Origin of the sequence: Lysinibacillus sp. JNUCC 51, assembly GCF_015999525.1 — a bacterium.
Classification (GTDB): domain Bacteria; phylum Bacillota; class Bacilli; order Bacillales_A; family Planococcaceae; genus Lysinibacillus; species Lysinibacillus xylanilyticus.
In genome coordinates, this window is the sequence record NZ_CP065545.1 from 2,442,897 (window position 1) to 2,464,305 (window position 21,409).

At 37.0% G+C, this 21,409-nt stretch carries 20 protein-coding genes and 1 pseudogene; 19 read left to right on the plus strand and 2 right to left on the minus strand.

Annotation, left to right across the window (positions count from 1 at the left end; translation table 11 throughout):
* Nucleotides 1-76: 76 nt before the first annotated feature.
* Nucleotides 77-1,177, plus strand: a complete 1,101-nt coding sequence (gene ychF, locus JNUCC51_RS11715) for a redox-regulated ATPase YchF (protein ID WP_049662606.1) — start codon at nucleotides 77-79, stop codon at nucleotides 1,175-1,177.
* 82 nt (nucleotides 1,178-1,259) lie between these two features.
* On the plus strand, nucleotides 1,260-2,300 hold the full coding sequence (locus tag JNUCC51_RS11720) for an acyl-CoA dehydrogenase family protein (RefSeq protein ID WP_337992083.1): 1,041 nt from the start codon (nucleotides 1,260-1,262) through the stop codon (nucleotides 2,298-2,300).
* A 68-nt stretch (nucleotides 2,301-2,368) separates the two neighbouring features.
* Here the strand turns inward: JNUCC51_RS11720 and JNUCC51_RS11725 are convergent, their stop codons facing one another.
* Nucleotides 2,369-2,932, minus strand: coding sequence for a DUF3267 domain-containing protein (locus JNUCC51_RS11725; protein WP_337992084.1), 564 nt, complete (start codon nucleotides 2,930-2,932; stop codon nucleotides 2,369-2,371).
* 173 nt (nucleotides 2,933-3,105) lie between these two features.
* Here JNUCC51_RS11725 and rpsF point away from each other — a divergent pair, with 173 nt between their 5' ends.
* The 8 genes from rpsF to JNUCC51_RS11765 all read left to right on the plus strand — a co-directional run bounded on the left by rpsF (nucleotide 3,106) and on the right by JNUCC51_RS11765 (nucleotide 11,182).
* A complete protein-coding gene (gene rpsF / locus JNUCC51_RS11730) occupies nucleotides 3,106-3,393 on the plus strand; it encodes a 30S ribosomal protein S6 (protein WP_053482932.1) in 288 nt (95 codons plus the stop codon).
* Between the two features lie 44 nt (nucleotides 3,394-3,437).
* Complete coding sequence (gene ssb / locus JNUCC51_RS11735; protein WP_337992085.1) at nucleotides 3,438-4,007, plus strand: single-stranded DNA-binding protein; 570 nt, start codon at nucleotides 3,438-3,440, stop codon at nucleotides 4,005-4,007.
* Between the two features lie 38 nt (nucleotides 4,008-4,045).
* Entirely contained in the window at nucleotides 4,046-4,282 is a 237-nt protein-coding gene (rpsR, locus tag JNUCC51_RS11740; protein ID WP_012296211.1) for a 30S ribosomal protein S18, read from the plus strand.
* 604 nt (nucleotides 4,283-4,886) lie between these two features.
* The gene (locus JNUCC51_RS11745; protein WP_337992086.1) at nucleotides 4,887-5,828 is read left to right on the plus strand and encodes a YybS family protein; all 942 of its coding nucleotides are present in this window, start codon (nucleotides 4,887-4,889) and stop codon (nucleotides 5,826-5,828) included.
* A 12-nt stretch (nucleotides 5,829-5,840) separates the two neighbouring features.
* Nucleotides 5,841-7,814, plus strand: a complete 1,974-nt coding sequence (locus JNUCC51_RS11750; RefSeq protein ID WP_337992087.1) for a DHH family phosphoesterase — start codon at nucleotides 5,841-5,843, stop codon at nucleotides 7,812-7,814.
* On the plus strand, nucleotides 7,811-8,257 hold the full coding sequence (gene rplI, locus JNUCC51_RS11755) for a 50S ribosomal protein L9 (protein WP_337992088.1): 447 nt from the start codon (nucleotides 7,811-7,813) through the stop codon (nucleotides 8,255-8,257). Before JNUCC51_RS11750 ends, rplI begins: the two co-directional genes overlap by 4 nt.
* A 13-nt stretch (nucleotides 8,258-8,270) precedes the next feature.
* Nucleotides 8,271-9,632 carry a replicative DNA helicase gene (gene dnaB / locus JNUCC51_RS11760; RefSeq protein ID WP_337992089.1) on the plus strand — a complete coding sequence of 454 codons (1,362 nt, stop codon included), beginning with the start codon at nucleotides 8,271-8,273 and terminating at the stop codon, nucleotides 9,630-9,632.
* A 257-nt stretch (nucleotides 9,633-9,889) separates the two neighbouring features.
* Nucleotides 9,890-11,182: an adenylosuccinate synthase gene (locus JNUCC51_RS11765; protein ID WP_337992090.1), complete on the plus strand. Its 1,293-nt coding sequence runs from the start codon at nucleotides 9,890-9,892 to the stop codon at nucleotides 11,180-11,182.
* Between the two features lie 48 nt (nucleotides 11,183-11,230).
* Here the strand turns inward: JNUCC51_RS11765 and JNUCC51_RS11770 are convergent, their stop codons facing one another.
* Entirely contained in the window at nucleotides 11,231-12,043 is an 813-nt protein-coding gene (locus JNUCC51_RS11770) for a YitT family protein (protein ID WP_337992091.1), read from the minus strand.
* Between the two features lie 426 nt (nucleotides 12,044-12,469).
* Between JNUCC51_RS11770 and JNUCC51_RS11775 the strand changes: the two are divergent.
* The 9 genes and pseudogenes from JNUCC51_RS11775 to rlmH form a co-directional block, all read left to right on the plus strand.
* A pseudogene (locus tag JNUCC51_RS11775) lies at nucleotides 12,470-12,638 on the plus strand (M23 family metallopeptidase); the annotation flags it as partial.
* Between the two features lie 490 nt (nucleotides 12,639-13,128).
* Nucleotides 13,129-13,842 carry a response regulator YycF gene (gene yycF, locus JNUCC51_RS11780; protein ID WP_049662630.1) on the plus strand — a complete coding sequence of 238 codons (714 nt, stop codon included), beginning with the start codon at nucleotides 13,129-13,131 and terminating at the stop codon, nucleotides 13,840-13,842.
* Nucleotides 13,843-13,848: 6 nt separating this feature from the next.
* Nucleotides 13,849-15,714, plus strand: coding sequence for a cell wall metabolism sensor histidine kinase WalK (gene walK, locus JNUCC51_RS11785; RefSeq protein ID WP_134022143.1), 1,866 nt, complete (start codon nucleotides 13,849-13,851; stop codon nucleotides 15,712-15,714).
* The gene (locus tag JNUCC51_RS11790) at nucleotides 15,711-17,030 is read left to right on the plus strand and encodes a YycH family regulatory protein (protein WP_337992092.1); all 1,320 of its coding nucleotides are present in this window, start codon (nucleotides 15,711-15,713) and stop codon (nucleotides 17,028-17,030) included. Before walK ends, JNUCC51_RS11790 begins: the two co-directional genes overlap by 4 nt.
* Nucleotides 17,017-17,844: a two-component system regulatory protein YycI gene (locus JNUCC51_RS11795; protein WP_337992093.1), complete on the plus strand. Its 828-nt coding sequence runs from the start codon at nucleotides 17,017-17,019 to the stop codon at nucleotides 17,842-17,844. The genes JNUCC51_RS11790 and JNUCC51_RS11795 overlap by 14 nt, the downstream gene beginning before the upstream one ends.
* A complete protein-coding gene (locus tag JNUCC51_RS11800) occupies nucleotides 17,844-18,632 on the plus strand; it encodes an MBL fold metallo-hydrolase (protein WP_337992094.1) in 789 nt (262 codons plus the stop codon). Before JNUCC51_RS11795 ends, JNUCC51_RS11800 begins: the two co-directional genes overlap by 1 nt.
* A gap of 171 nt (nucleotides 18,633-18,803) precedes the next feature.
* On the plus strand, nucleotides 18,804-20,105 hold the full coding sequence (locus JNUCC51_RS11805) for a S1C family serine protease (protein WP_337992095.1): 1,302 nt from the start codon (nucleotides 18,804-18,806) through the stop codon (nucleotides 20,103-20,105).
* Between the two features lie 449 nt (nucleotides 20,106-20,554).
* Nucleotides 20,555-20,719 carry a CxxH/CxxC protein gene (locus JNUCC51_RS11810; protein WP_337992096.1) on the plus strand — a complete coding sequence of 55 codons (165 nt, stop codon included), beginning with the start codon at nucleotides 20,555-20,557 and terminating at the stop codon, nucleotides 20,717-20,719.
* A 90-nt stretch (nucleotides 20,720-20,809) separates the two neighbouring features.
* Nucleotides 20,810-21,289: a 23S rRNA (pseudouridine(1915)-N(3))-methyltransferase RlmH gene (gene rlmH / locus JNUCC51_RS11815; protein ID WP_100542652.1), complete on the plus strand. Its 480-nt coding sequence runs from the start codon at nucleotides 20,810-20,812 to the stop codon at nucleotides 21,287-21,289.
* Nucleotides 21,290-21,409 lie beyond the last annotated feature (120 nt).

Sequence of the window (21,409 nt, forward strand, 5' to 3'; positions counted from 1 at the left end):
CTACATCCTCACAATATCCGTTAGTACGGGAGATAAGAGCAAATTTTAACAGATCATAGAAAGGTTGTGTCCATACATGGCATTAACAGCTGGAATCGTTGGTTTACCTAACGTTGGAAAATCAACATTATTTAACGCAATTACAAAAGCGGGCGCATTGGCTGCAAACTATCCATTCGCAACAATCGATCCGAACGTCGGTATTGTTGAAGTACCAGATGCACGTTTAGATAAATTAACAGAATTAGTAACACCTAAAAAAACAGTACCAACAGCATTTGAGTTCACAGATATTGCTGGGATCGTAAAAGGCGCTTCAAAGGGTGAAGGGTTAGGGAACAAATTCCTTGCTCATATTCGTGAAGTAGATGCAATTTGCCAAGTTGTACGTTGTTTTGTTGATGAAAATATTACGCACGTATCAGGTGGAGTAGACCCAATTGACGATATTGAGGTCATTAATTTAGAGCTTGCACTTGCTGATTTAGAATCAGTTGATAAGCGATTACAACGTGTTGGCAAAATGGCAAAGCAAAAAGACAAAGAAGCAATGATTGAAGAACCAATTCTTGTAAAAGTTAAAGAACAATTAGAAAACGGTCGACCAGCACGTGCTGCAGAGCTTTCAGAAGACGAGCTAAAGGTTATTAAAGGACTTCATCTTTTAACAATTAAACCTATGCTTTATGTGGCGAACGTTTCAGAAGATGAAGTTGCTGACGCAGATAATAACGAATATGTGCAAAAAGTACGTGAGTATGCAGCTACTGAAGGAGCTCAAGTTATCACAATTTGTGCAAAAATTGAGGAAGAAATTTCTGAGCTTGATGATGAAGAAAAAGCAATGTTCTTAGAAGAACTAGGCATTAAAGAATCTGGTTTAGACCAATTAATCCGTACTTCATATGATTTACTTGGGCTAGCAACTTATTTCACTGCTGGGGTACAAGAAGTACGTGCATGGACGTTCCGTAAAGGCATGAAGGCACCACAATGTGCTGGAGTCATTCATACAGACTTTGAACGTGGATTTATTCGTGCAGAAACAGTTGCTTTCGATGATTTAGTTGAAGCTGGATCTCAACCTGCTGCTAAAGAAGCTGGTAAAGTACGTCTTGAAGGTAAAGAATATGTAGTACAAGACGGCGATATTATGTTATTCCGTTTCAATGTGTAAAATTCAAACAGGGGCAATCTTTAAATGGATTGCCTTTTTTTTATATATACTTATCTGAAATTTCAATCAGGAGAGGTTAGGTATGAATATATTACAAATAAAAGAACGTGGTTTAGAAATTGAATGCCTATGTAGATTACCAGAAGATGTGTTAGAGCTTATTTACGAGCATCAATTGTTTAAGCTATTCACAGCAAAGGAATTAGGCGGAAAAGATTTAGATCTACTAGATGGCATAAAAGTATTTCAGCAGATGTCTGTACTTGATGGCAATTTTGGATGGCTTGTCACAATAGGGACAGGGGGTAACGCGTTTATTCCGACATTGAATAAAGAGGTTTGTGAAAAAATATTTTCACCAAGAAATGCAGTCATAGCAGGCAGCGGCTATCCTTCGGGCATAGCGGTAAAAATCGATGGGGGCTATCGTGTAACAGGTCAATGGAAGTATTGTAGTGGAGCAGATTATGCTACAACTTTTACGATGAATTGCTTTGTCGAGAATGAAGGTATTAGAACTGATAAAATAATTAGTTGCTCAGTAAATTGTGATCAAGTAGAGGTTCTTAATGATTGGCGAGCAATGGGCTTAAAAGCGACAGCTAGCCATACGATTCGTGTGCAAGATGTTTGGGTACCTGAAGAGGAAACATTTCAATTGGGTATAATTAAAAACAAGTATGGAAGTGCGGTACATAGTTTTCCGTTTGGTGCATTTGCAGAAGCTTCTTTTTTAAGTGTTTGCCTTGGGATAACTGAAAACTTCTTAGAAGAGACAGCTATTTTAGTGAAACAAAGAAATAATGACCCAAGCCGTACTGAACGAATGGGCGCAATACAATTTTTATTGATGCAACAACAGAAAAACTTTAGACAGCTTGAAGAGCAATTTTATTTATTGTTGAATGAATACTGGCAAAAACATAAAGAAGGTTATGAGCTGACTGATGAAGAACTACAACAATTTTCACGGATGAGTAAAGATATTGCAGCAGCTTGTGTAGATATTGCCAACAGCTTAATACGTAGACTTGGTATGGATGCAATTACGGAAACATCTTCGATTAATCGTATATGGAGAAATTTATATACAGCTGCACATCATAGTTTTTTAACGCCATAAATTTGTGTTAACCATAGAATCTGCTTGGAGCCAAGCAGATTCTATTTGTAACGTGACTTCCATCAAAGTTATTTCTTGTCCTCAGGCATATATACATAAAGCTTGGGTAAATGAGGATCATCCTGTATTAATGCCTTTTTTGGATATTTGCGCAGCTCTTTATACATGGAAAAATCACCTACTGCACCAGCTATTAAAAAAGCCCCTACCAATATTAAAACAGTACTATTAAAGTAGAAACCAGCAACTGTCGGGAGGACGCCAGTTGTCCAGAATGGAAGTAATAAAGCTTTTTTCATTGCACGATTTTGTAATGGTTGTTCAGTTGTTGCGTACGCTACGCCAAGCTCTAAATTCACGCCGTATTTTAACGATTTAAAGGGCACGCCTCCGAAGACCATAAAACCAATTAAATGAAAGGCTTCATGTAAGATAATGAAAACAATATACAAAATGATGAAAAGGATGGATCCAATAACCATATTCCAAAATGTTATTGAAAAAGGATCTTTAGTGTAAATATATTGAATCGCCATAAATATTAGTACAAGACCACTAGTGACAACGATATTTTCTAACATTAGTTTCTTTATATTGAGTTCAATGACAATAGGTTCTTTATCTGGTAGCATGAAGATTCTCCTTTCATTCATGAATTAAGTTCATTATATAGAAAGAATTGTTTGGCTGCGACTTGAAAGACATGCGTCTATATGTTACAATTCATTGATGTGAGTAATAATTATTACTTGCTCCTTGCTCCCTGTATACAGGAGAGCCTAAGTCCATAAGGAGGTGTAAACAGATGAGAAAATACGAATTAATGTACATCGTACGTCCGAACATTGAAGACGAAGCGAAGAAAGCTTTAGTTGAACGTTTCAACGAAATCTTAACTTCTAACGGTGCAGAAGTCATCGAATCAAAAGAGTGGGGCAAACGCCGCTTAGCTTATGAAATTCAAGACTTCCGCGAAGGTTTCTACCAAATCGTGAAAGTAAACGCTACTTCAGAAGCAATTAACGAATATACACGTCTTGCTAACATTAGCGAAGATATCATTCGTCACATTGCGGTTCGCCAAGAAGCATAATCATTTATTTTTAACAAAATGCTGAAAAGGAGGTTGCATTTCTGATGATAAACCGTGTCGTATTAGTTGGAAGACTAACAAAAGATCCTGAGCTACGCTATACGCCTAATGGTGTTGCGTCTACAAGATTTACAGTTGCTGTGAATCGAACATTCTCAAACCAACAAGGTGATCGCGAAGCTGATTTCATTAGCTGTGTTGCTTGGCGCAAACAGGCTGAAAACTTAGCAAACTTCATGCGAAAAGGAAGTTTGATTGGAGTGGAAGGTCGCATTCAAACAGGCAGCTATGAAGGACAAGATGGTAAACGAGTATACACAACAGATGTAGTGGCAGATAGCGTACAGTTTTTAGAGCCTCGTAATGCTAGCGGTGCTCCTGCTCCTCAATATGGTGGGCAGAATACTTACGGTAATAATCAACCGTCATATGGCGGTGGACAACCACAGCAACAGTTTGGTGGTGCTATGCCAGGGCAGGGTTCATATGGCGGCGATGCTTATCAGCAAAATCAACCACCTATGAATCAGCCGAATTATACACGTGTAGATGAGGATCCATTTGCTAATAGCAAAGGACCGATAGAAGTATCTGAGGATGATTTACCATTCTAATACTTCCAAAATAAAAAATGATAAGGAGGAGACATACTATGGCACCACGTCGCGGAGGCCGCAAACGCCGTAAAGTTTGCTACTTCACTGCTAATAACATTACGCATATCGACTATAAAGATGTAGATTTATTAAAAAAATTCATCTCTGAGCGCGGTAAAATCTTACCACGTCGCGTAACTGGCACTAGCGCTAAGTACCAACGTAAATTAACTTCAGCTATCAAAGTTTCTCGTATCATGGGATTACTTCCATTCGTAGCAGAAGACAAATAAGCTATAAATAAAGGCACAACAAGGTTTAATTAACTTTTGTTGTGCTTTTTTTATTCGGCTCATTGGGCGCTCTAGGCAAGCGCCAGTCGGAACGGAAATCAACCATACGTTATTGAAATGACCTTATTTTACCTCAGTAATTACTCTATATATTACCATTTGCTATTAGTATAAGAATTTATTACACTTTAAGAGACATGAATAAAGAAAATATGAAATGTTAGAGATTGAGAAACAAATTGCTTTCGTATTTCTAAAACGTATGAATGAGAAGAACAATCGACTAAGTAACATTTTTTAAAACAAAACGGCTTATAATCATTTCGATTAAAAGCCGTTTTTCATGTATTAGTAACTGTCGTATGCTACTCATGTCTTATCGTTGGAAATTTAATATATATAAAGAAGAACAAAATAATGAATGAATTTGTTTTGCTTTTTCGGTAAAAAATCTCCTATATAGCTTTGTATTTTACGCTTTAGTCATTGGTTCTACATAATTAATGGCAAAGCATTCAGTTGTTCTTAGCGTTTTTTGTTCAATAACCTGAAAAAATGGTACAATAAAAGTCAGTAAGTTTGACTGAAAAAAGGAAGGTTTTCAATGCCGAATAATCAAACAAAGGCGCTTGTACAAGGCTCAATGATGGTCGCAATCTTTACGATTCTAATGCTTATTTCCGCATATGTACCATTCATTTTTATAGTAAGTCTAATATTTGCCCCACTACCGATTGCTTGGTATAGCGCAAATTACAAGCGTTCATCATCAATATTTGTAGCTGTAGTAGGCTGTATCTTAACCACTTTAACGAGTGGCATAACGATGTTACCATTTGCCTTTATTTTGGCATTACTTGGTGTCGTTATAGGAAGTGCAATTAATCTAAAGAAGAGCAAACTTTACCTATTCATGTCATCTGGGGTTACTGTTCTTCTGTCAATGGCAATTGTCTATGTTGCCTATGTTCAATTTGCTGGTATCAATATCATTAGCATGAGCATAGAGATGTTACGCGAAAGTTATGAGCAATCAAATGAACTTGCAAAAACTATGACAGGTCAAGAAGCGTTTCAGCCAGAGATAATTGAGGCTATGTTAAAAACAATTGAGCTGACAATACCTGCAACAGTAACAATCTCTGCTTTTATGACAGCATTTATTATCATAACGTTAAATTTACCTATATTAAAACGTCTTGGTTTAGACGTACCGAAATTTGCACCGTTCCAAAATATGCGTCTACCACGATCTATTTTATGGTATTACATGATTGTTTTATGCATTAATTTATTTATGCGTCCAGAAGCTGGATCTACATTAGATATTATTGTTTTAAATGTTTCTTATGTTTTATGGATGTTATTAATCCTGCAGGGGATTTCCTTTATACATTACTTTATTTCTAAAAAGGAAATGCCGAATGGTGTAAAATGGATAGCTACTTTGTTAGCCTTACCACTATCATCCTTTATGATATTGCTAGGCATTGTAGATTTAGGTTTCGACGTACGTTCACTTGTGAAGGGGAAAACTAAAGAATAAGGGGCTGATGTAATGGGGACTTTTAGAAAACGACCAATCCGCTATCCGCTTTTTGTTCTTTCCATTTTTGGCATTGTGACGTTCGTGCTTCTATGTATTTGGAATATTGGGATAGGTATCGGTTATGGAGTAGGTTTTGTTCTATTAATGGCCTATACGTGGAAGGTAGAAAAGATTACCTTTGAAGAAACAGAAAAGCATATTGAATCCATCTCTTTCCGTATGAAAAAAGTTGGGGAAGAGGCATTGCTTGAAATGCCAATTGGGATATTACTTGTCAATGATCAATATGAAATAGAATGGTCGAATCCATATATGCAAGGCGTTTTAAATATGGAGAATTTAGTAGGTGAAGGAATCGTTAATATATCTGACGACATTTACGTGCTAATGAAGAGCGAGGAAACAAACGAAGATACGATTACGCTCCGTGATCGTAAATATCGAGTTTATTATAAAAAAGAAGAGAACTTATTATATTTCTTTGATATCACTGAGCAGATAGCTATTGAAAAACAATACTTTGCAGATCGTACAGTTATTGCAATTTTATTTGTTGATAACTATGACGAAATTACGCAAGCAATGGATGATCAGCCACGTAGTTTAACGAATACGATGGTGACATCAATTGTTAATGATTGGGCGGCTGAGCAAGGGATATTTGTGAAGCGAATATCATCCGATCGTTTTTTAGCTGTATTAAACGAATCTATTTTAATGGAACTTGAAAAGAAAAAATTCGCCATTTTAGATACAATCCGAGAAAAAACAGCGCAAAAAAACATGTCATTAACATTAAGTATTGGGGTTGGCGCAGGATCATCTTCATTAGTAGAGCTTGGTGAACTAGCACAATCAAGTTTAGATCTTGTTTTAGGCCGTGGTGGTGATCAGGTTGCTATCAAGCAACCTTCAGGGAAGTTAAAATTCTATGGCGGGAAAACTAATCCTGTTGAGAAACGTACACGCGTTAGAGCACGTGTTATTTCCCATGCACTACGTGATTTAATTCAAGATAGTGACCAAGTATTTGTTATGGGACATAAAAACCCTGATATGGACTCTATTGGTGCCTCTGTTGGTGTACGTAAAATGGCACAGATGAACGATGTGAAGGGCTATGTGATCATAAATTTTGAAGAATTAAACGGAAGTGTAACCCGTTTAATGAATGAAATAGAGAGTAAATCGGATTTCTATGAAAATTTCCTAACACCAGAGGAAGCTGCGGCAAGAATGACAGAAAAATCATTGCTCGTTATAGTCGATACGCATAAACCGGATTTAGTCATCGAATCACAACTATTGAAGCTGGCTGAAAAAGTTGTGGTGATTGATCACCATCGTCGAAGTGAGGATTTCATAGAAAATCCTACACTTGTTTATATGGAGCCATATGCATCGTCCACAGCTGAGCTTGTAACAGAGTTACTCGAGTATCAACCAAAACGTGCGAAGATTAATATGCTAGAAGCTACGGCCTTGCTGGCGGGAATTATTGTCGATACGAAGAGTTTTACATTACGTACAGGAGCCCGTACGTTTGAAGCGGCTTCTTATTTACGGACAAATGGTGCCGATACAGTGCTAGTACAGCGATTGTTAAAAGAAGATGTAGATACGTATATCGAGCGTTCTAAAATAGTGCAAACTGTTAAGTTCGTGAAGCCGGGTATCGCTATTGCTGTAGGCGAGGATGCAAAAGTGTATGATTCCGTACTAATTGCGCAAACAGCAGACATTTTACTAACAATGAAGGATGTAGGTGCTTCATTTGTCATTGCGCATCGTTCAGATGGCAAAATCGGTATAAGTGCAAGATCACTTGGCGAGGTAAACGTGCAGCTTATTATGGAAAAGCTAGGCGGCGGGGGGCATTTAACAAATGCAGCTTGCCAAGTTGAAGCAAGTTCCATTGCTGGAGTAAAAAAACATTTAGAAGAGGCCATAAATGAGGTACTCGAAGGGAGTTCTGAATCATGAAAGTAGTATTTTTAAAAGATGTTAAAGGAAAAGGGAAAAAAGGAGAAGTAAAAAATGTAGCAGATGGCTATGCACAAAACTTCTTAATTAAAAATGGCTATGCTGCTGAAGCAAATGCACAAGCATTAAGTCAATTAGATGGTCAAAAGAAATTAGAAGCGAAAAACGCAGCTGCAGAATTAGCTGAAGCGGAAGCATTAAAAGAGAAATTAGAAGCTTTAACAGTAGAATTAAAAGCAAAATCAGGTGAAGGTGGTCGCCTATTTGGTTCAGTATCTACAAAGCAAATTGCTGATGCACTTCAAAAAGCGCATGGCATAAAAATTGATAAACGTAAAATGACTTTAAGTGATGGAATTCGTGCGCTAGGCTTTACAAATGTACCTGTAAAACTACATCATGAAGTATCTGCAACTTTAAAAGTTCATGTAACGGAAGAATAAGGGGCGACTATCCATGAACGAACCGATGATGGACCGTGTTCCACCGCATAACCGGGAAGCGGAGCAATCGGTTATCGGTGCAATTTTCCTCGATCCTCAATCGTTAATCACTGCATCTGAAATTTTACTTGCAGATGATTTTTATCAGAATGCACATAAGAAAATTTTCGAAACGATGCTACGTTTAAGTGATCAAGGAAAAGCGATAGATGTCGTAACAGTTACTGAAGAATTATCAGCTAAAAAAGAAATTGAGGATGTTGGCGGGCTATCTTATTTACTAGAGCTCGCCAATGCTGTCCCTACGGCTGCTAACGTCGCACACTATGCGAAAATTGTCGAAGAAAAGGCTTTATTACGTCGTTTAATACGTGTAGCTACTAAAATAGTAGAAGATGGCTATACTCGTGAGGATGAGGTAGAGGCATTACTAGGCGAAGCAGAGAAGAAAATGATGGAGGTAGCCAATCGTAAAAATGCTGGTGACTTTAAGCATGTCAAAGACGTATTGGTGGAAACCTTTGATAATATCGAGCAGCTTCAATCACAAAAAGGTGATGTTACAGGTATCCCGACAGGCTTCCGTGATTTAGACAATATAACAGCTGGCTTCCAGCGCAACGATTTAATTATTGTAGCTGCGCGTCCTTCTGTAGGGAAAACAGCCTTTGCGTTGAATGTCGCACAAAGTGTTGCCGTTCAAGCGCGTGAAAATGTTGCGATTTTCTCCCTAGAGATGGGTGCTGAGCAGCTAGTTATGCGTATGCTTTGTGCGGAGGGAAATATAGATGCGCAAGTTTTACGTACAGGTGCTTTAACAACGGAAGATTGGGGTAAACTAACTATGGCAATGGGAAGTTTATCAAATTCCGGAATTTTTATTGATGATACACCAGGTGTACGTATCAATGAAATTCGAGCAAAATGTCGACGTTTAGCACAGGAGAATGGCCTCGGTATGATTTTGATTGATTATTTACAGCTTATTCAAGGTAGTGGTAAGCCCGGCGAGAACCGTCAGCAAGAGGTATCAGAGATTTCACGTTCTTTAAAAGGTTTAGCGCGTGAATTAAAGGTTCCAGTCATTGCACTATCACAGCTATCTCGTGGCGTTGAGCAACGTCAAGATAAGCGACCTATGATGAGTGACTTACGTGAATCGGGAAGTATTGAGCAAGATGCTGATATTGTTGCCTTCTTATATCGTGATGATTATTATGATAAAGAGTCCGAGAGTAAAAATATGATTGAAATTATTATTGCTAAACAGCGTAACGGTCCAACGGGTACAGTTACACTTGCTTTTAAAAAAGAATTCAATAAATTCATTAATGTGGACTGGTCGCAAATGCCGCCACCACCTCCACGTGATTAAATATTATTCTTTATCCGTAAGAAAAACTGCCTTCTTTTAGAGGAAATCGACGTTGGAGATTACGCCAAGATGGAATTAATCTGAATGTTAGATAATATTCATACCATTCTGTTATTAAACACGAACGTTGAATCATATTTTTTGATTTTATGTTCGTGTTTTTAAGTATTTTTGTTGACTAGGTGTTTCTATCATTGTTACAATAATTAACGGCTTAAAAATTGAGATACAAATAGTATCTAACGGAGGTGCTGACTATGACATCAGTTGTAGTTGTAGGAACACAGTGGGGAGACGAAGGAAAAGGTAAAATTACAGATTTCCTTTCACAAAAAGCCGATGCAATCGCTCGTTTTGCAGGCGGTGATAATGCAGGACATACTATTAAATTTGATGGTGAAACTTACAAGTTACATTTAATTCCATCAGGTATTTTCTATAAAGAAAAAACTTCAGTAATCGGAAATGGTTTGGTTGTTAATCCAAAGTCATTAGTTACTGAACTTAGAGGCTTACAAGAGCGTGGCGTTGATACAGATAATTTACGAATTTCTAATCGTGCTCATGTTATTTTGCCATATCATATAAAGCAAGATATCGCTGATGAGGAAAGCCGTGGCGATAAAAAAATTGGTACGACTTGTAAAGGGATTGGACCATGTTATCAGGATAAAGTAGCACGTATCGGTATCCGTATGGCTGATTTATTAGACAAGGATGTATTTGAAGAAAAACTACGTCAAAATTTAGCAATTAAGAATAAGCTATTTGAGAAATTTTACGAAGTTGAAGGCGTAACATTCGAAGAAATTTTCGAGGAATATTACGGCTATGGTCAAGAAATTGCAAAATATGTAACTGACACGTCTAAAATCTTAAATGATGTACTAGATGAAGGCGGCAAAGTGTTATTTGAAGGAGCACAAGGTATTTTACTTGATGTCGATCAAGGTACGTACCCATTTGTAACATCTTCAAATCCTGTTGCCGGCGGTGTAGCGATTGGTGCTGGTATCGGTCCTTCACGAGTTTCAAGTGTTATTGGTGTATCTAAAGCCTATACTTCTCGTGTTGGGGATGGACCTTTCCCAACTGAATTGTTTGATGAAATAGGTCAACAAATTCGTGAAGTTGGTCGTGAATACGGTACAACAACTGGCCGCCCACGCCGTGTAGGTTGGTTTGATACTGTAGTTGTACGCCACTCACGCCGAGTAAGTGGTATTACGCATCTTGCGCTTAACTCAATTGATGTTTTATCTGGTTTAGAAACAGTTAAAATTTGTACAGCGTATAAATATAAAGATGAAACGATTACTGAGTATCCAGCAAATCTTCATATTATTGAACAATGTGAACCAATTTATGAAGAGCTTCCAGGCTGGTCAGAAGATGTTACAGGCTGCAAAACATTAGAAGAGCTACCTGAGAATGCACGACGCTATGTAGAACGCGTGAGTGAATTAACAGGTATTGAAATTGCTACTTTCTCTGTTGGACCTGCACGTGAACAAACGAACGTTTTAGTGGACGTTTGGGAAGCAAAATAATTATAAATGACAAAAGGGCGTACCATATGCGGTACGTCCTTTTTGTCATTAGTGAATATCTCTCTTCTTGAAGCGGCCACCTCTAACCTCAGCAATATTACCAATTGCTAGAAATGCGTGATCATCTATCTCAGAAACGATTGTTTTAAGCTTAGATTCCTCTAATCGGGTAATGACGGTAAAAATAACTTTTTTATCGTTACCTGTATAAGCCCCCTCACCATGAAGGAAGGTTACACCTCGACCTAGTCGGTCCATAATGGTCTGCCCAATTTCATCGATTTCATCACTTATAATATAAACAGATTTTGATTCCTCCATCCCTTGAATGACGATGTCGATCATTTTATAGGCAATATAGTATGCCAGAATAGAGTACATGGCTTGTTCCCATGTGAACACAAACCCCGCTATCGCAAAGATTAGTAAATTACAGAACATAATAATTTCACCAACGGAGAACGGTGTTTTTCTATTAAATAAAATAGCTAAAATTTCAGTCCCATCTAATGAACCACCATAACGAATGACGATGCCGACACCAATGCCTAAAATCATGCCTCCAAAAACGGTGGCCAATAGCGTATCTTGAGTAAACGGATTTAGATTATGTAAGAAGAGCGTTGTTAATGAGAGTACAGTAATTCCGAGCCCTGTGGAAAGTGCAAAGGTTTTACCGATTTGTTTATAGCCTAAAAAGATGAAAGGTAAGTTTAAAATGAAGATAAAAATACCAAGAGGTAAATTTAATAAATGAGAAGTGATAATGGAAACACCTACGATTCCACCATCCATAATGTTGTTTGGTACTAAAAATAGCTCCAGTCCTAGTGCCATAATGAATGCACCTAACGCGACCATAATGGTCCTAATTATAAGTTTACTAATGGGATTCTTACTTTGGGGCTTTCTTACTTTAGGGGTTATTCCAGAGGTTGTTTGTAAAACATTCAAATTAAATCGCTTCAATCAACTAGTGTATCTAATTCTTATTTTATCAGAATATTTAAAAAGCAAAAAGTGGTAATTCTAAAATTATACTAAAAGTAAATGGAATACTACCTGTTGGGTAGAGGGTGATTAGGGTCTAGACAACCCACGGGAAGTACTAGATTGGAACAAAAATCTGGCTACTATATAGCCTAAAATTTTATTAAAAGCTACAAAAATAGGATTGATGTAACAATTAGTAGGTAATTAATACATTTACATTACAAAAAGATGAAAAACAGTTAAACAAGATTTTCTTTATGGTACAGTATAGTGGTCAAAAAGAGTTGAAAGGTGCTATACGGACACCTATCTTCAGTTAAAGCGCAAGTTAGGACAAGTAGTAGAAAAAAGTTCTGGTATAGGAATTATAGGATCTACTGGAAATTCAACAGGTACACAACTACACTTTGAAGTTAAGAAAAAGGGTTCGTTAGAAAATCCATTATCATATGTAGGGCGTTAATCAGTTAGAATAGAAGGCAGTCCAAAACAGGGCTGTCTTTTTGTATTAAATTTATGTTATTTCCCAAGAAATATTTGTCTAAAAATAAATTAATACAATATCGTAAAATGTCTTAGGATTTAGAATAATGCATAGAAGCAAAAAGCATGGTAGAGTTAGAGTAGTGACTTTTAACTTCTTTAAGTAGATGTCTTTTGACCACAAAGCGAAGCGTCAGCTATAAAAGTCTCTCATCCTTATAGGTAGTGAGTTGAATGCGAGTTGAAGTTGTTTTTCAGTGGATATCCGCTGAAATAAAGGAACTTAGTCTAAGAACGCCACTTCCTGTGGCAATTTATCTGTGCGAAAGCGCAGCGACAGCAACACACGACTGAGTGACCAACATCATGTTGGTCCAAAGCCTCCGACGAATCCAGACGCGATTATGCCGAGGTATAGTTGATAAATACAATCGTTTAAAAATAGATAAATAGCGAAAGGGAGAAAAAATATGGACAAAACCATTTTAGTTGTTGACGATGAAAAACCAATCGCGGATATATTACAGTTTAATTTAATAAAAGAAGGCTACAAAGTTATTTGTGCTTATGATGGAGATGAAGCACTAGAAAAGGTTGAGGAAGAACAACCAGATTTAATGCTTTTAGATATTATGTTACCTAAGCGTGATGGGATGGAAGTTTGTAGAGAAGTACGAAAAAAATATGATTTCCCTATCATTATGCTAACTGCAAAAGGGTCTGAGATTGATAAAGTATTAGGACTAGAAATGGGCGCAGATGATTATGTGACAAAGCCATTTAGTACACGCGAGCTTATTGCACGTGTAAAGGCAAATATGCGTCGCTTACAGGTAGTAGCCCCTACTGCCGAAGAGGTTGAAGAAGAATCCAATGAAATTGTAGTAGGCTCTCTTGTTATTCAGCCAGATGCTTACTTAGTATTGAAACGTGATGAGGCAATTGAACTAACACACAGAGAGTTTGAACTTTTACATTACTTAGGTAAGCATATCGGTCAAGTAATGACGCGTGAACATTTACTGCAGACTGTGTGGGGCTATGACTATTTCGGCGATGTACGAACAGTAGATGTAACAATTCGTCGTTTACGAGAGAAAATAGAGGACAATCCTAGTCATCCGGCTTGGATTGTAACACGCCGTGGCGTAGGTTATTATTTACGAAATCCTGAACAGGAGTAAAAAGGAATGCAGAAAGTAAGCTTTTTTAAATCAATTCATGTCAAGCTAGTACTAATTTATATTTTACTAATCCTGCTTGCCTTGCAAATAATAGGGATTTATTTTGCGAATGAATTAGAGCAAAATTTAAAAAGCAACTTCCGAGAATCCATTTTTCAACGTGTCGATTTGATGCAATATAGCATTCGTGAAGAAATGTTAAAAGAACGCGATGAAAGTATGCCATCTCTAGAAGAGAGCTTGAAAACGATTGTAATGGAGTTTTCCACGGGGTTAAAGGAAGTTTCTAATGGAGATATTTTAGAAATCCGTGTCATCGATAATAGACAGCGTATCCGCGCCACGTCTGAGGTAGACAATCAAAGTTTGATTGGACAGCGCTCGAATAATGATCTCGTACGCCGTGCGATCTCTGCAGAAACATTATTTGAAAACATTAAACTTGATAATAAAACAAGAAATCGAGTGTGGGTGTTAGCTTCGCCAATTCGAGAAGGTGCAGGTCCCGATGATGAAATCATAGGGGTACTCTACATTGAAGCTAATATTGAATCTGTTTTTGAACAAGTGAATGACATTAACGGTATTTTCCTTGGTGGTACAGCAGTGTCCTTGGTGATTACTATCTTTTTAGGAATCTTAGTGGCACGAACAATTACACAGCCAATTGCAGATATGCGTAAGCAGGCACAGGCGATGGCAAAGGGTAACTATTCTCGAAAAGTACGGGTTTACGGTACAGATGAGATAGGGCAGCTTGCTATAACCTTTAATCATTTAACGAATCGATTGCAGGAGGCGCAATCTACTACAGAGGCAGAGCGGCGAAAGCTCGATTCGGTCCTTAGTAATATGACCGATGGTGTTATTGCAACAGATCGAAAAGGGCGCATCATTCTTATTAATGACCCCGCACTAGAGCTGCTGCATATTTCAAGAGATATTACATTAGGTCGTCCGATTGCATCTGTTTTAGGTATTGACCAAGAGTATAGTTTTGAGGATTTAATTCACATGAATGATGCGGTGAATTTAAATTTCAGTACTGCAGACGCACCGTATATTTTACGTGCGAATTTTTCTGTTATTCAAAAAGAAACTGGTTTTATTAATGGTCTAATTACCGTACTGCACGATATTACGGAACAGGAAAAAATAGAGATGGATCGCAGGGAATTTGTTTCAAATGTGTCCCATGAATTAAGAACACCATTAACGACAATGCGCAGTTATTTAGAGGCGTTAGCAGATGGTGCATGGAAAGATGAAAATATTGCTCCAACATTTTTGAATGTCACACAAACAGAGACAGAGCGTATGATCCGCTTAGTGAATGACTTATTGCAGTTATCACGAATGGATAGTTCAGATTATGAACTGAATCAAGATATTGTTCTATTTAATTCATTCTTTAACCGTATTATCGATCGTTTTGAAATGTCTAAGTCAGACAAAGTGATGTTTGAACGTTTATTCCCAGAGGCATCTTATTATGTAGAAATCGATACAGATAAGGTGACACAAGTTATCGATAATATCATTTCCAATGCTATTAAGTATTCACCTGATGGAGGTAATATTCGCTTTGGCTTTACAGCGCGAGAAGATATGCTGAAGGTTATGATTTCCGATGATGGTATGGGAATTCCTAAGGAAAATGTAGGACGTATTTTTGAGCGTTTCTATCGAGTAGATCGCGCTCGAGCTCGATCAATGGGAGGCACTGGTCTAGGATTAGCTATTGCCAGGGAAATGATCGAAGCTCATGGTGGTAAAATATGGGCTGAAAGTGAAGAAGGACATGGAACAACGGTTTTCTTCACATTACCACTTAATTTAGATGATTTTGACGAGGCAGGTGAGTGGGAATGAAATATATAGAACCAGTTAAATCAGTTGTTTTATTCCTACTCGTTATGCTAAGTGTGGTTTTAACCTTTATGATTTGGACATACACGCCAGATTATAAATTTATTGAACAGACTGAAGGCAAAGAAATTCTAATTGGACCACAAAAAGAAATGAAGGATGTTATTCGTCCTTATAAAGCTATTTATCGTTTTGATAAGGAATTTACCGGAACAGTATCTAATAGCGCAATGGTAGATATTATGGAGTCGTTTCAAGGATGGAATATCCTAGATTTAATGCCCATTGACAATAATCTTAAGGCCGACTCTGTAAATGAGATGATTCGTACTAATAATAGTATGACTGTCTTTTTTCCTGGTGAAATTCCTTACTCTGCTTTTAACACAATTTTTCAGTTCGCCGATAAGGAATTACCTGAAACAACCTTTAATCGTATGATTATAGATTGGAGTAAGTATAATAACAAAGAGTTACAAGTGTTTTTCCTTAGTGGTAATAATGAATTATTAATGCGTTCACATGTAAGTCTAGAAAATGCTAATCAATTTGTAAGAAATATTATAGAGCCAGCGAAAACATATAGCACTTTTAAAGAAGTGGAACGAGATGGCTTTATCTCACTATATATTGCAAACGATAAAATTGAATCAGCAAAATATACGTATTTTATCGAAGAGAAACCTGAATTATTTAAAGATGTGTTATTTACGAATCTAAACAATGTCGTGCGAACTGATGAAAGTGCAACTACTGAAAAATATCACGATGGAATGTCACGGATGGTAATTGATTCGAAAGCGAAATCATTGACCTATGTATATCCAGCTGCAGAAAGTAGTGTAAGAATAGAGCCTTCCAAGCTCTTTACGGATAGCTTTGAATTTATCAATGAACACGGAGGTTTTACAGATGATTATCGCTTAGTATCATCAAGTACAAGCAATAATCAATTGGATTATCAACTATATTTACATGGATTACCAATATATAGTGATCAGGCTATAAACCGAATTACAACCGTTTGGGGAGATAATCGTATTTTCCGCTATAAACGTCCATATTTTTCTTTTGAGAAAGATATTACATCTGAAAAAGAGATGAAGGAACTTCCGTCAGGATCGGAAATCGTTGAAAAGATTAAAAAGCTAAATAACATTGATTTATCAGATATAGATGATATTGTTGTGGGTTTCTATTTAACTCATGATCAAAGCACAATAGTGACATTAGAGCCATGCTGGTTTGTTATTCGTAACGGTATATCGACAAAACTGACGCCTGACATATTAGGGGGTGTCAAAAATGGATTGGAATAGAACAAAATCTATTTTTATATTCGTTTTTTTAATCTTAAATATCTTCTTGTATTGGATGTACTTAAATCGCTATAATGAAGCGCAGAGCGTAGAAATACTAGGTGAAAAAACAATAGAAGCTCGTTTAAAAGATGATAATATTACGTATGGACCACTGCCGAATAGTAATGATTCTGCTACTTACATTACAGGCAAAGTGCATATTTTTAAAAATACTGTTTCCGATGACAATCAGCAAGTAAGATTCACTGATGAGACACATTCACATATACGTGTTAATTTTATTAACCCAGTAAAATTACGAAATATTAACGATGATACAAGTTTTACTGATTTTGTCCATGCAAACGTTAAAGAGGGAGACTCTTATGCATTATGGAAGGTAGATCGTGAGGAAAGGGTCGCAGTCTTCTTTCAAAAGAAAAATAATCGAATGTTCTATTACAATGATAGTGCCGTATTAAAAGTACAGTGGAATTTAGATAACGAAGTGACAAAGTATGAGCAAACAATGATTGATAATATCGAAGAGATGGAGCAACAGGAAACGGTCATACCACCACTTCAAATTTTCCAGACACTTTATAATAAAGGGCTATTAAAATCAGAATCGCGTATTAAGCACGTGAAGTTAGGCTACTCGACATTTAGTAATTTAACGCAAACACAAGTGTTGATACCAACGTGGGAAGTACAAGTGGAATTATCGGACGGAGAAATAGAAGAGTATTTCGTTGATGCTATTGATGGAAAAATTATTGAAATCCAAGGAGACAAGCAAGAGGCTGAAGAGGAAGACTGGGGAGTTGAATAATGCGATTTAGTGTTTTAGCAAGTGGCAGTACAGGAAATTCGATTTATGTAGAGAATGATGATCATGCATTTATTGTCGATGCAGGTCTTAGTGGCAAAAAGATGGAGCAACTATTTACAAAAGTCGATCGCAATATGAAACAGCTAAGTGGCATTTTCGTTACACATGAGCATAGTGATCATATTAAAGGAATAGGTGTATTGGCACGAAAATATAATGTACCTGTTTATGCTAACGCCAAAACGTGGCAGGCGATGGACGGGCTAGTCGGTGATATACCTTTAGAGCAACGTTTTGAATTTGAAATGGATACTGTAAAGCATTTTGGTTCATTGGCTGTTGAATCTTTTGCTGTATCACATGATGCAGCTGATCCAATGTTTTATAGCTTTCACGAAGATGGGCGCAAGCTTGTTGTTATTACGGATACAGGCTATGTCAGTGACCGTATGAAAGGAATTATTCGAGGTGCTGATTCCTTTGTATTTGAAAGTAACCACGATGTGAATATGCTGCAAATGGGGCGTTACCCATGGTCTATAAAACGTCGTATTTTAAGTGATGTAGGGCACGTTTCAAATGAGGATGCAGCGATTGCAATGAGTGACGTAGTATTTGAAAAACCAACAAATATATATTTATCACATTTAAGTAAAGATAATAACATGAAAGAGCTTGCACGCATGAGTGTTACACAAACTTTGCAATCTTGCGGCATTATTGTCGGTGAGTATTTAAATTTATTTGATACAGATGCAGAAGAGCCGACGAAATTAGTTACAGTTTAATGATCATAAAAAAATGAACCTTTAAGAGGCTGTTCAATGACATTTTATAGAAAATGCATTGAACAGCTATTTTTATTTCCATTTTATTTATTTTTCATCTAATTTTAATGTTTGAATTGTAATATTAGGTTAACAACTAGCAAATACTAATGAGGGAAAGGATGAGGACAAATGAGTTATTTTCAAGATGATGATAAAAACAATGATTCTCTAAAAAATGATGAAATACAGAAGTCACCTCTTCAGGAGCGACTCGAACAAGAGGAGCGAGAAACGCAAGAGAAACATCAAAAAAGGAAAGTCGGTGGCGGAGGTAAAGGTGGTTATTTATTTACCGGTTTTATCGGCGTCATCATAGGGGCTTTACTCGTTTGGCTCATGATGCCTGGACTTGTCAATCAAATGCCTGGTACAACAACAAGTAGCTCAGGGAATAAAAATAATACAAGCATTAATCAAGTTGCAACAGAAGTAACAACTGATGTTACGAAAGCAGTAGATAAGGCTTCAAATGCTGTTGTAGGGATCACAAATATTCAAGAAGTGTCTAGTGGCGGATTCTGGAGTCCACAGTCCACATCAGATCAGCCTGCAGGAAGCGGTTCAGGTGTTATTTATAAAGTTCAAGGTGATAAAGCCTTTATCGTGACAAATAACCATGTTATTGAAGGTGCAAAACAGTTAGAAGTAACAATGCCAGATGGAACGAAAGAAGTAGCACAATTAGTTGGTCATGATGTTTGGACAGACTTAGCGGTCATTTCAATCAGCTCTAAAGATGTTAAGACAGTAGCGACATTTGGTAACTCAGATGTATTAAAACAAGGTGAAACAGTAATTGCGATTGGTAACCCACTGGGCTTAGAATTCTATGGCTCTGTTACTACAGGTGTTGTTTCTGGTAAGGATCGTTCTGTACCAGTTGACATAAACGGTGATGGCACTTCAGATTGGCAGCAAGAAGTATTACAAACAGACGCAGCTATCAATCCTGGTAATAGTGGAGGTGCACTTGTAAACATTGCTGGTGAATTAGTCGGCATTAACTCCATGAAAATTGCGGAATCTTCAGTTGAGGGGTTAGGCTTCTCAATTCCGATTAACTCAGCAATTCCAATTATCCAGGAATTAGAGGCAAATGGTGAAATGAAACGTCCAACAATGGGTGTTTCGTTAGTAGACTTAACGGATGTTCCAGCATTCTACCAACAACAAACGTTAAAATTACCAAAAGATTTAACAACAGGTGTTGTTATTACAGATGTTGTGGGGAACTCTCCGGCTTCAAAAGCAGGCGTTAAACAATACGATGTAATTGTTGAAATGGATGGCAAAAAAATCGAAACAGCAATCGATTTACGCAAACATTTATATAACGACAAAAAAATTGGTGATAAATTAACGTTGAAAGTATACCGCCAAGGTAAATTAGTGGATCTATCACTAACATTAACAAATAGCGATTCGTTGTAAATTAAAAATCAGTGGAGATAATATGATCTCCACTGATTTTTTCCATGTTGTTGAGTCAATGAAATTAAGGAATCATATTAAAGTATGGCTCTTCAGCGAAACGAGAGGTTGATTTCCGTTCCAACTGAGCGCGGCGGGGAACCAAATATTTTTTTGTAAAAGCGAGTAGGCTGAAATGTAAATAGCCCTCGCTATAAAGAAAATTTCTTGATCTTTTTTTTGTGAACAGAAATATGTTTGAAAGGAAAGCCAATTGAAATATTAAGAATGATTTAGAAAATATTGTGGATAACTAGAAAATTGTGAATAATAACATATACACGACGAGTGGCGGTAGAAAGCCTATTCTTCCATACTCGCCTGTCCTTTGTTACAATAGATTGTGGATAACATAGACCGAATTGTGAATAAGTTTGTGGAAATTTCGGAAAATAAGAAGAGGTGCAAAAATGGAAAAATACAGTTGTGAAAACCATATAGAACACGCTTTAGACATGTTTGTAGCAGAGCAAAAAGAGTTCCCAATAATGGATAAAATCGAAGAGGATAAAAAGTTATCCACAAAATGTAGCTACTGTGAACGATCTGCAGAATATCTTGTATCAAGTAAATAACTTTACACAAGATATAGGAATGACTTGTGGATATGTTGATAACTTTTGTGGATAATTTGTTTGTAAATGAATTGTAAAGGTGGATAACGTGTGAATATAACGATTGTATCAGTCGGAAAACTAAAAGAAAAGTACTTAAAAATGGGAATAGACGAATACGTAAAACGTCTTGGTGGCTACGCAAAAATGGATTTAATCGAAGTACCAGATGAAAAAGCACCCGAGCAGCTAAGCGAAGCAGAAATGGAAATCGTGAAGAAAAAAGAGGGTGAACGTATTCTATCTAAAATCGGCCCAGATACATACGTTATCGCCCTAGCCATTAATGGCAAAATGAAAACCTCTGAACAAATGTCGGCAGATCTTGAATCCCTTATGACCTACGGCAAAAGTAAAATTGCGTTCGTCATCGGCGGCTCTCTTGGTTTACACGATGATGTATTGAAACGAGCTGATGAGCAACAATCCTTTGGAAAGATGACATTACCACATCAGCTAATGAAGCTTGTTTTGGTAGAGCAGGTTTATAGAAGTTTTAGGATTATGAAGGGTGAACCGTATCATAAGTAAGTGAGTTTTTCTACTTTACTAAAGCTTAATTGTTAATAAAGATGAAAATAGCTGTGAGATGACAGTCTAACTAAGAGATTAGTTGGGCTGTTTTTATTTTCTTTTGCTATGTATAATGCT

Bases quoted from the DNA above. Each gene is read 5' to 3' on its own strand.
- JNUCC51_RS11750 (WP_337992087.1), top strand. From the start codon at position 5,841: ATGGGGACTTTTAGAAAACGACCAATCCGCTATCCGCTTTTTGTTCTT.
- rplI (WP_337992088.1), top strand. From the start codon at position 7,811: ATGAAAGTAGTATTTTTAAAAGATGTTAAAGGAAAAGGGAAAAAAGGA.
- ychF (WP_049662606.1), top strand. From the start codon at position 77: ATGGCATTAACAGCTGGAATCGTTGGTTTACCTAACGTTGGAAAATCA.
- JNUCC51_RS11805 (WP_337992095.1), top strand. From the start codon at position 18,804: ATGAGTTATTTTCAAGATGATGATAAAAACAATGATTCTCTAAAAAAT.
- dnaB (WP_337992089.1), top strand. From the start codon at position 8,271: ATGAACGAACCGATGATGGACCGTGTTCCACCGCATAACCGGGAAGCG.
- JNUCC51_RS11790 (WP_337992092.1), top strand. From the start codon at position 15,711: ATGAAATATATAGAACCAGTTAAATCAGTTGTTTTATTCCTACTCGTT.
- JNUCC51_RS11720 (WP_337992083.1), top strand. From the start codon at position 1,260: ATGAATATATTACAAATAAAAGAACGTGGTTTAGAAATTGAATGCCTA.
- rpsF (WP_053482932.1), top strand. From the start codon at position 3,106: ATGAGAAAATACGAATTAATGTACATCGTACGTCCGAACATTGAAGAC.
- walK (WP_134022143.1), top strand. From the start codon at position 13,849: ATGCAGAAAGTAAGCTTTTTTAAATCAATTCATGTCAAGCTAGTACTA.
- JNUCC51_RS11725 (WP_337992084.1), bottom strand. From the start codon at position 2,932: ATGCTACCAGATAAAGAACCTATTGTCATTGAACTCAATATAAAGAAA.
- JNUCC51_RS11800 (WP_337992094.1), top strand. From the start codon at position 17,844: ATGCGATTTAGTGTTTTAGCAAGTGGCAGTACAGGAAATTCGATTTAT.
- JNUCC51_RS11795 (WP_337992093.1), top strand. From the start codon at position 17,017: ATGGATTGGAATAGAACAAAATCTATTTTTATATTCGTTTTTTTAATC.
- yycF (WP_049662630.1), top strand. From the start codon at position 13,129: ATGGACAAAACCATTTTAGTTGTTGACGATGAAAAACCAATCGCGGAT.
- rpsR (WP_012296211.1), top strand. From the start codon at position 4,046: ATGGCACCACGTCGCGGAGGCCGCAAACGCCGTAAAGTTTGCTACTTC.
- JNUCC51_RS11770 (WP_337992091.1), bottom strand. From the start codon at position 12,043: ATGGTCGCGTTAGGTGCATTCATTATGGCACTAGGACTGGAGCTATTT.
- ssb (WP_337992085.1), top strand. From the start codon at position 3,438: ATGATAAACCGTGTCGTATTAGTTGGAAGACTAACAAAAGATCCTGAG.
- JNUCC51_RS11745 (WP_337992086.1), top strand. From the start codon at position 4,887: ATGCCGAATAATCAAACAAAGGCGCTTGTACAAGGCTCAATGATGGTC.
- JNUCC51_RS11765 (WP_337992090.1), top strand. From the start codon at position 9,890: ATGACATCAGTTGTAGTTGTAGGAACACAGTGGGGAGACGAAGGAAAA.
- JNUCC51_RS11810 (WP_337992096.1), top strand. From the start codon at position 20,555: ATGGAAAAATACAGTTGTGAAAACCATATAGAACACGCTTTAGACATG.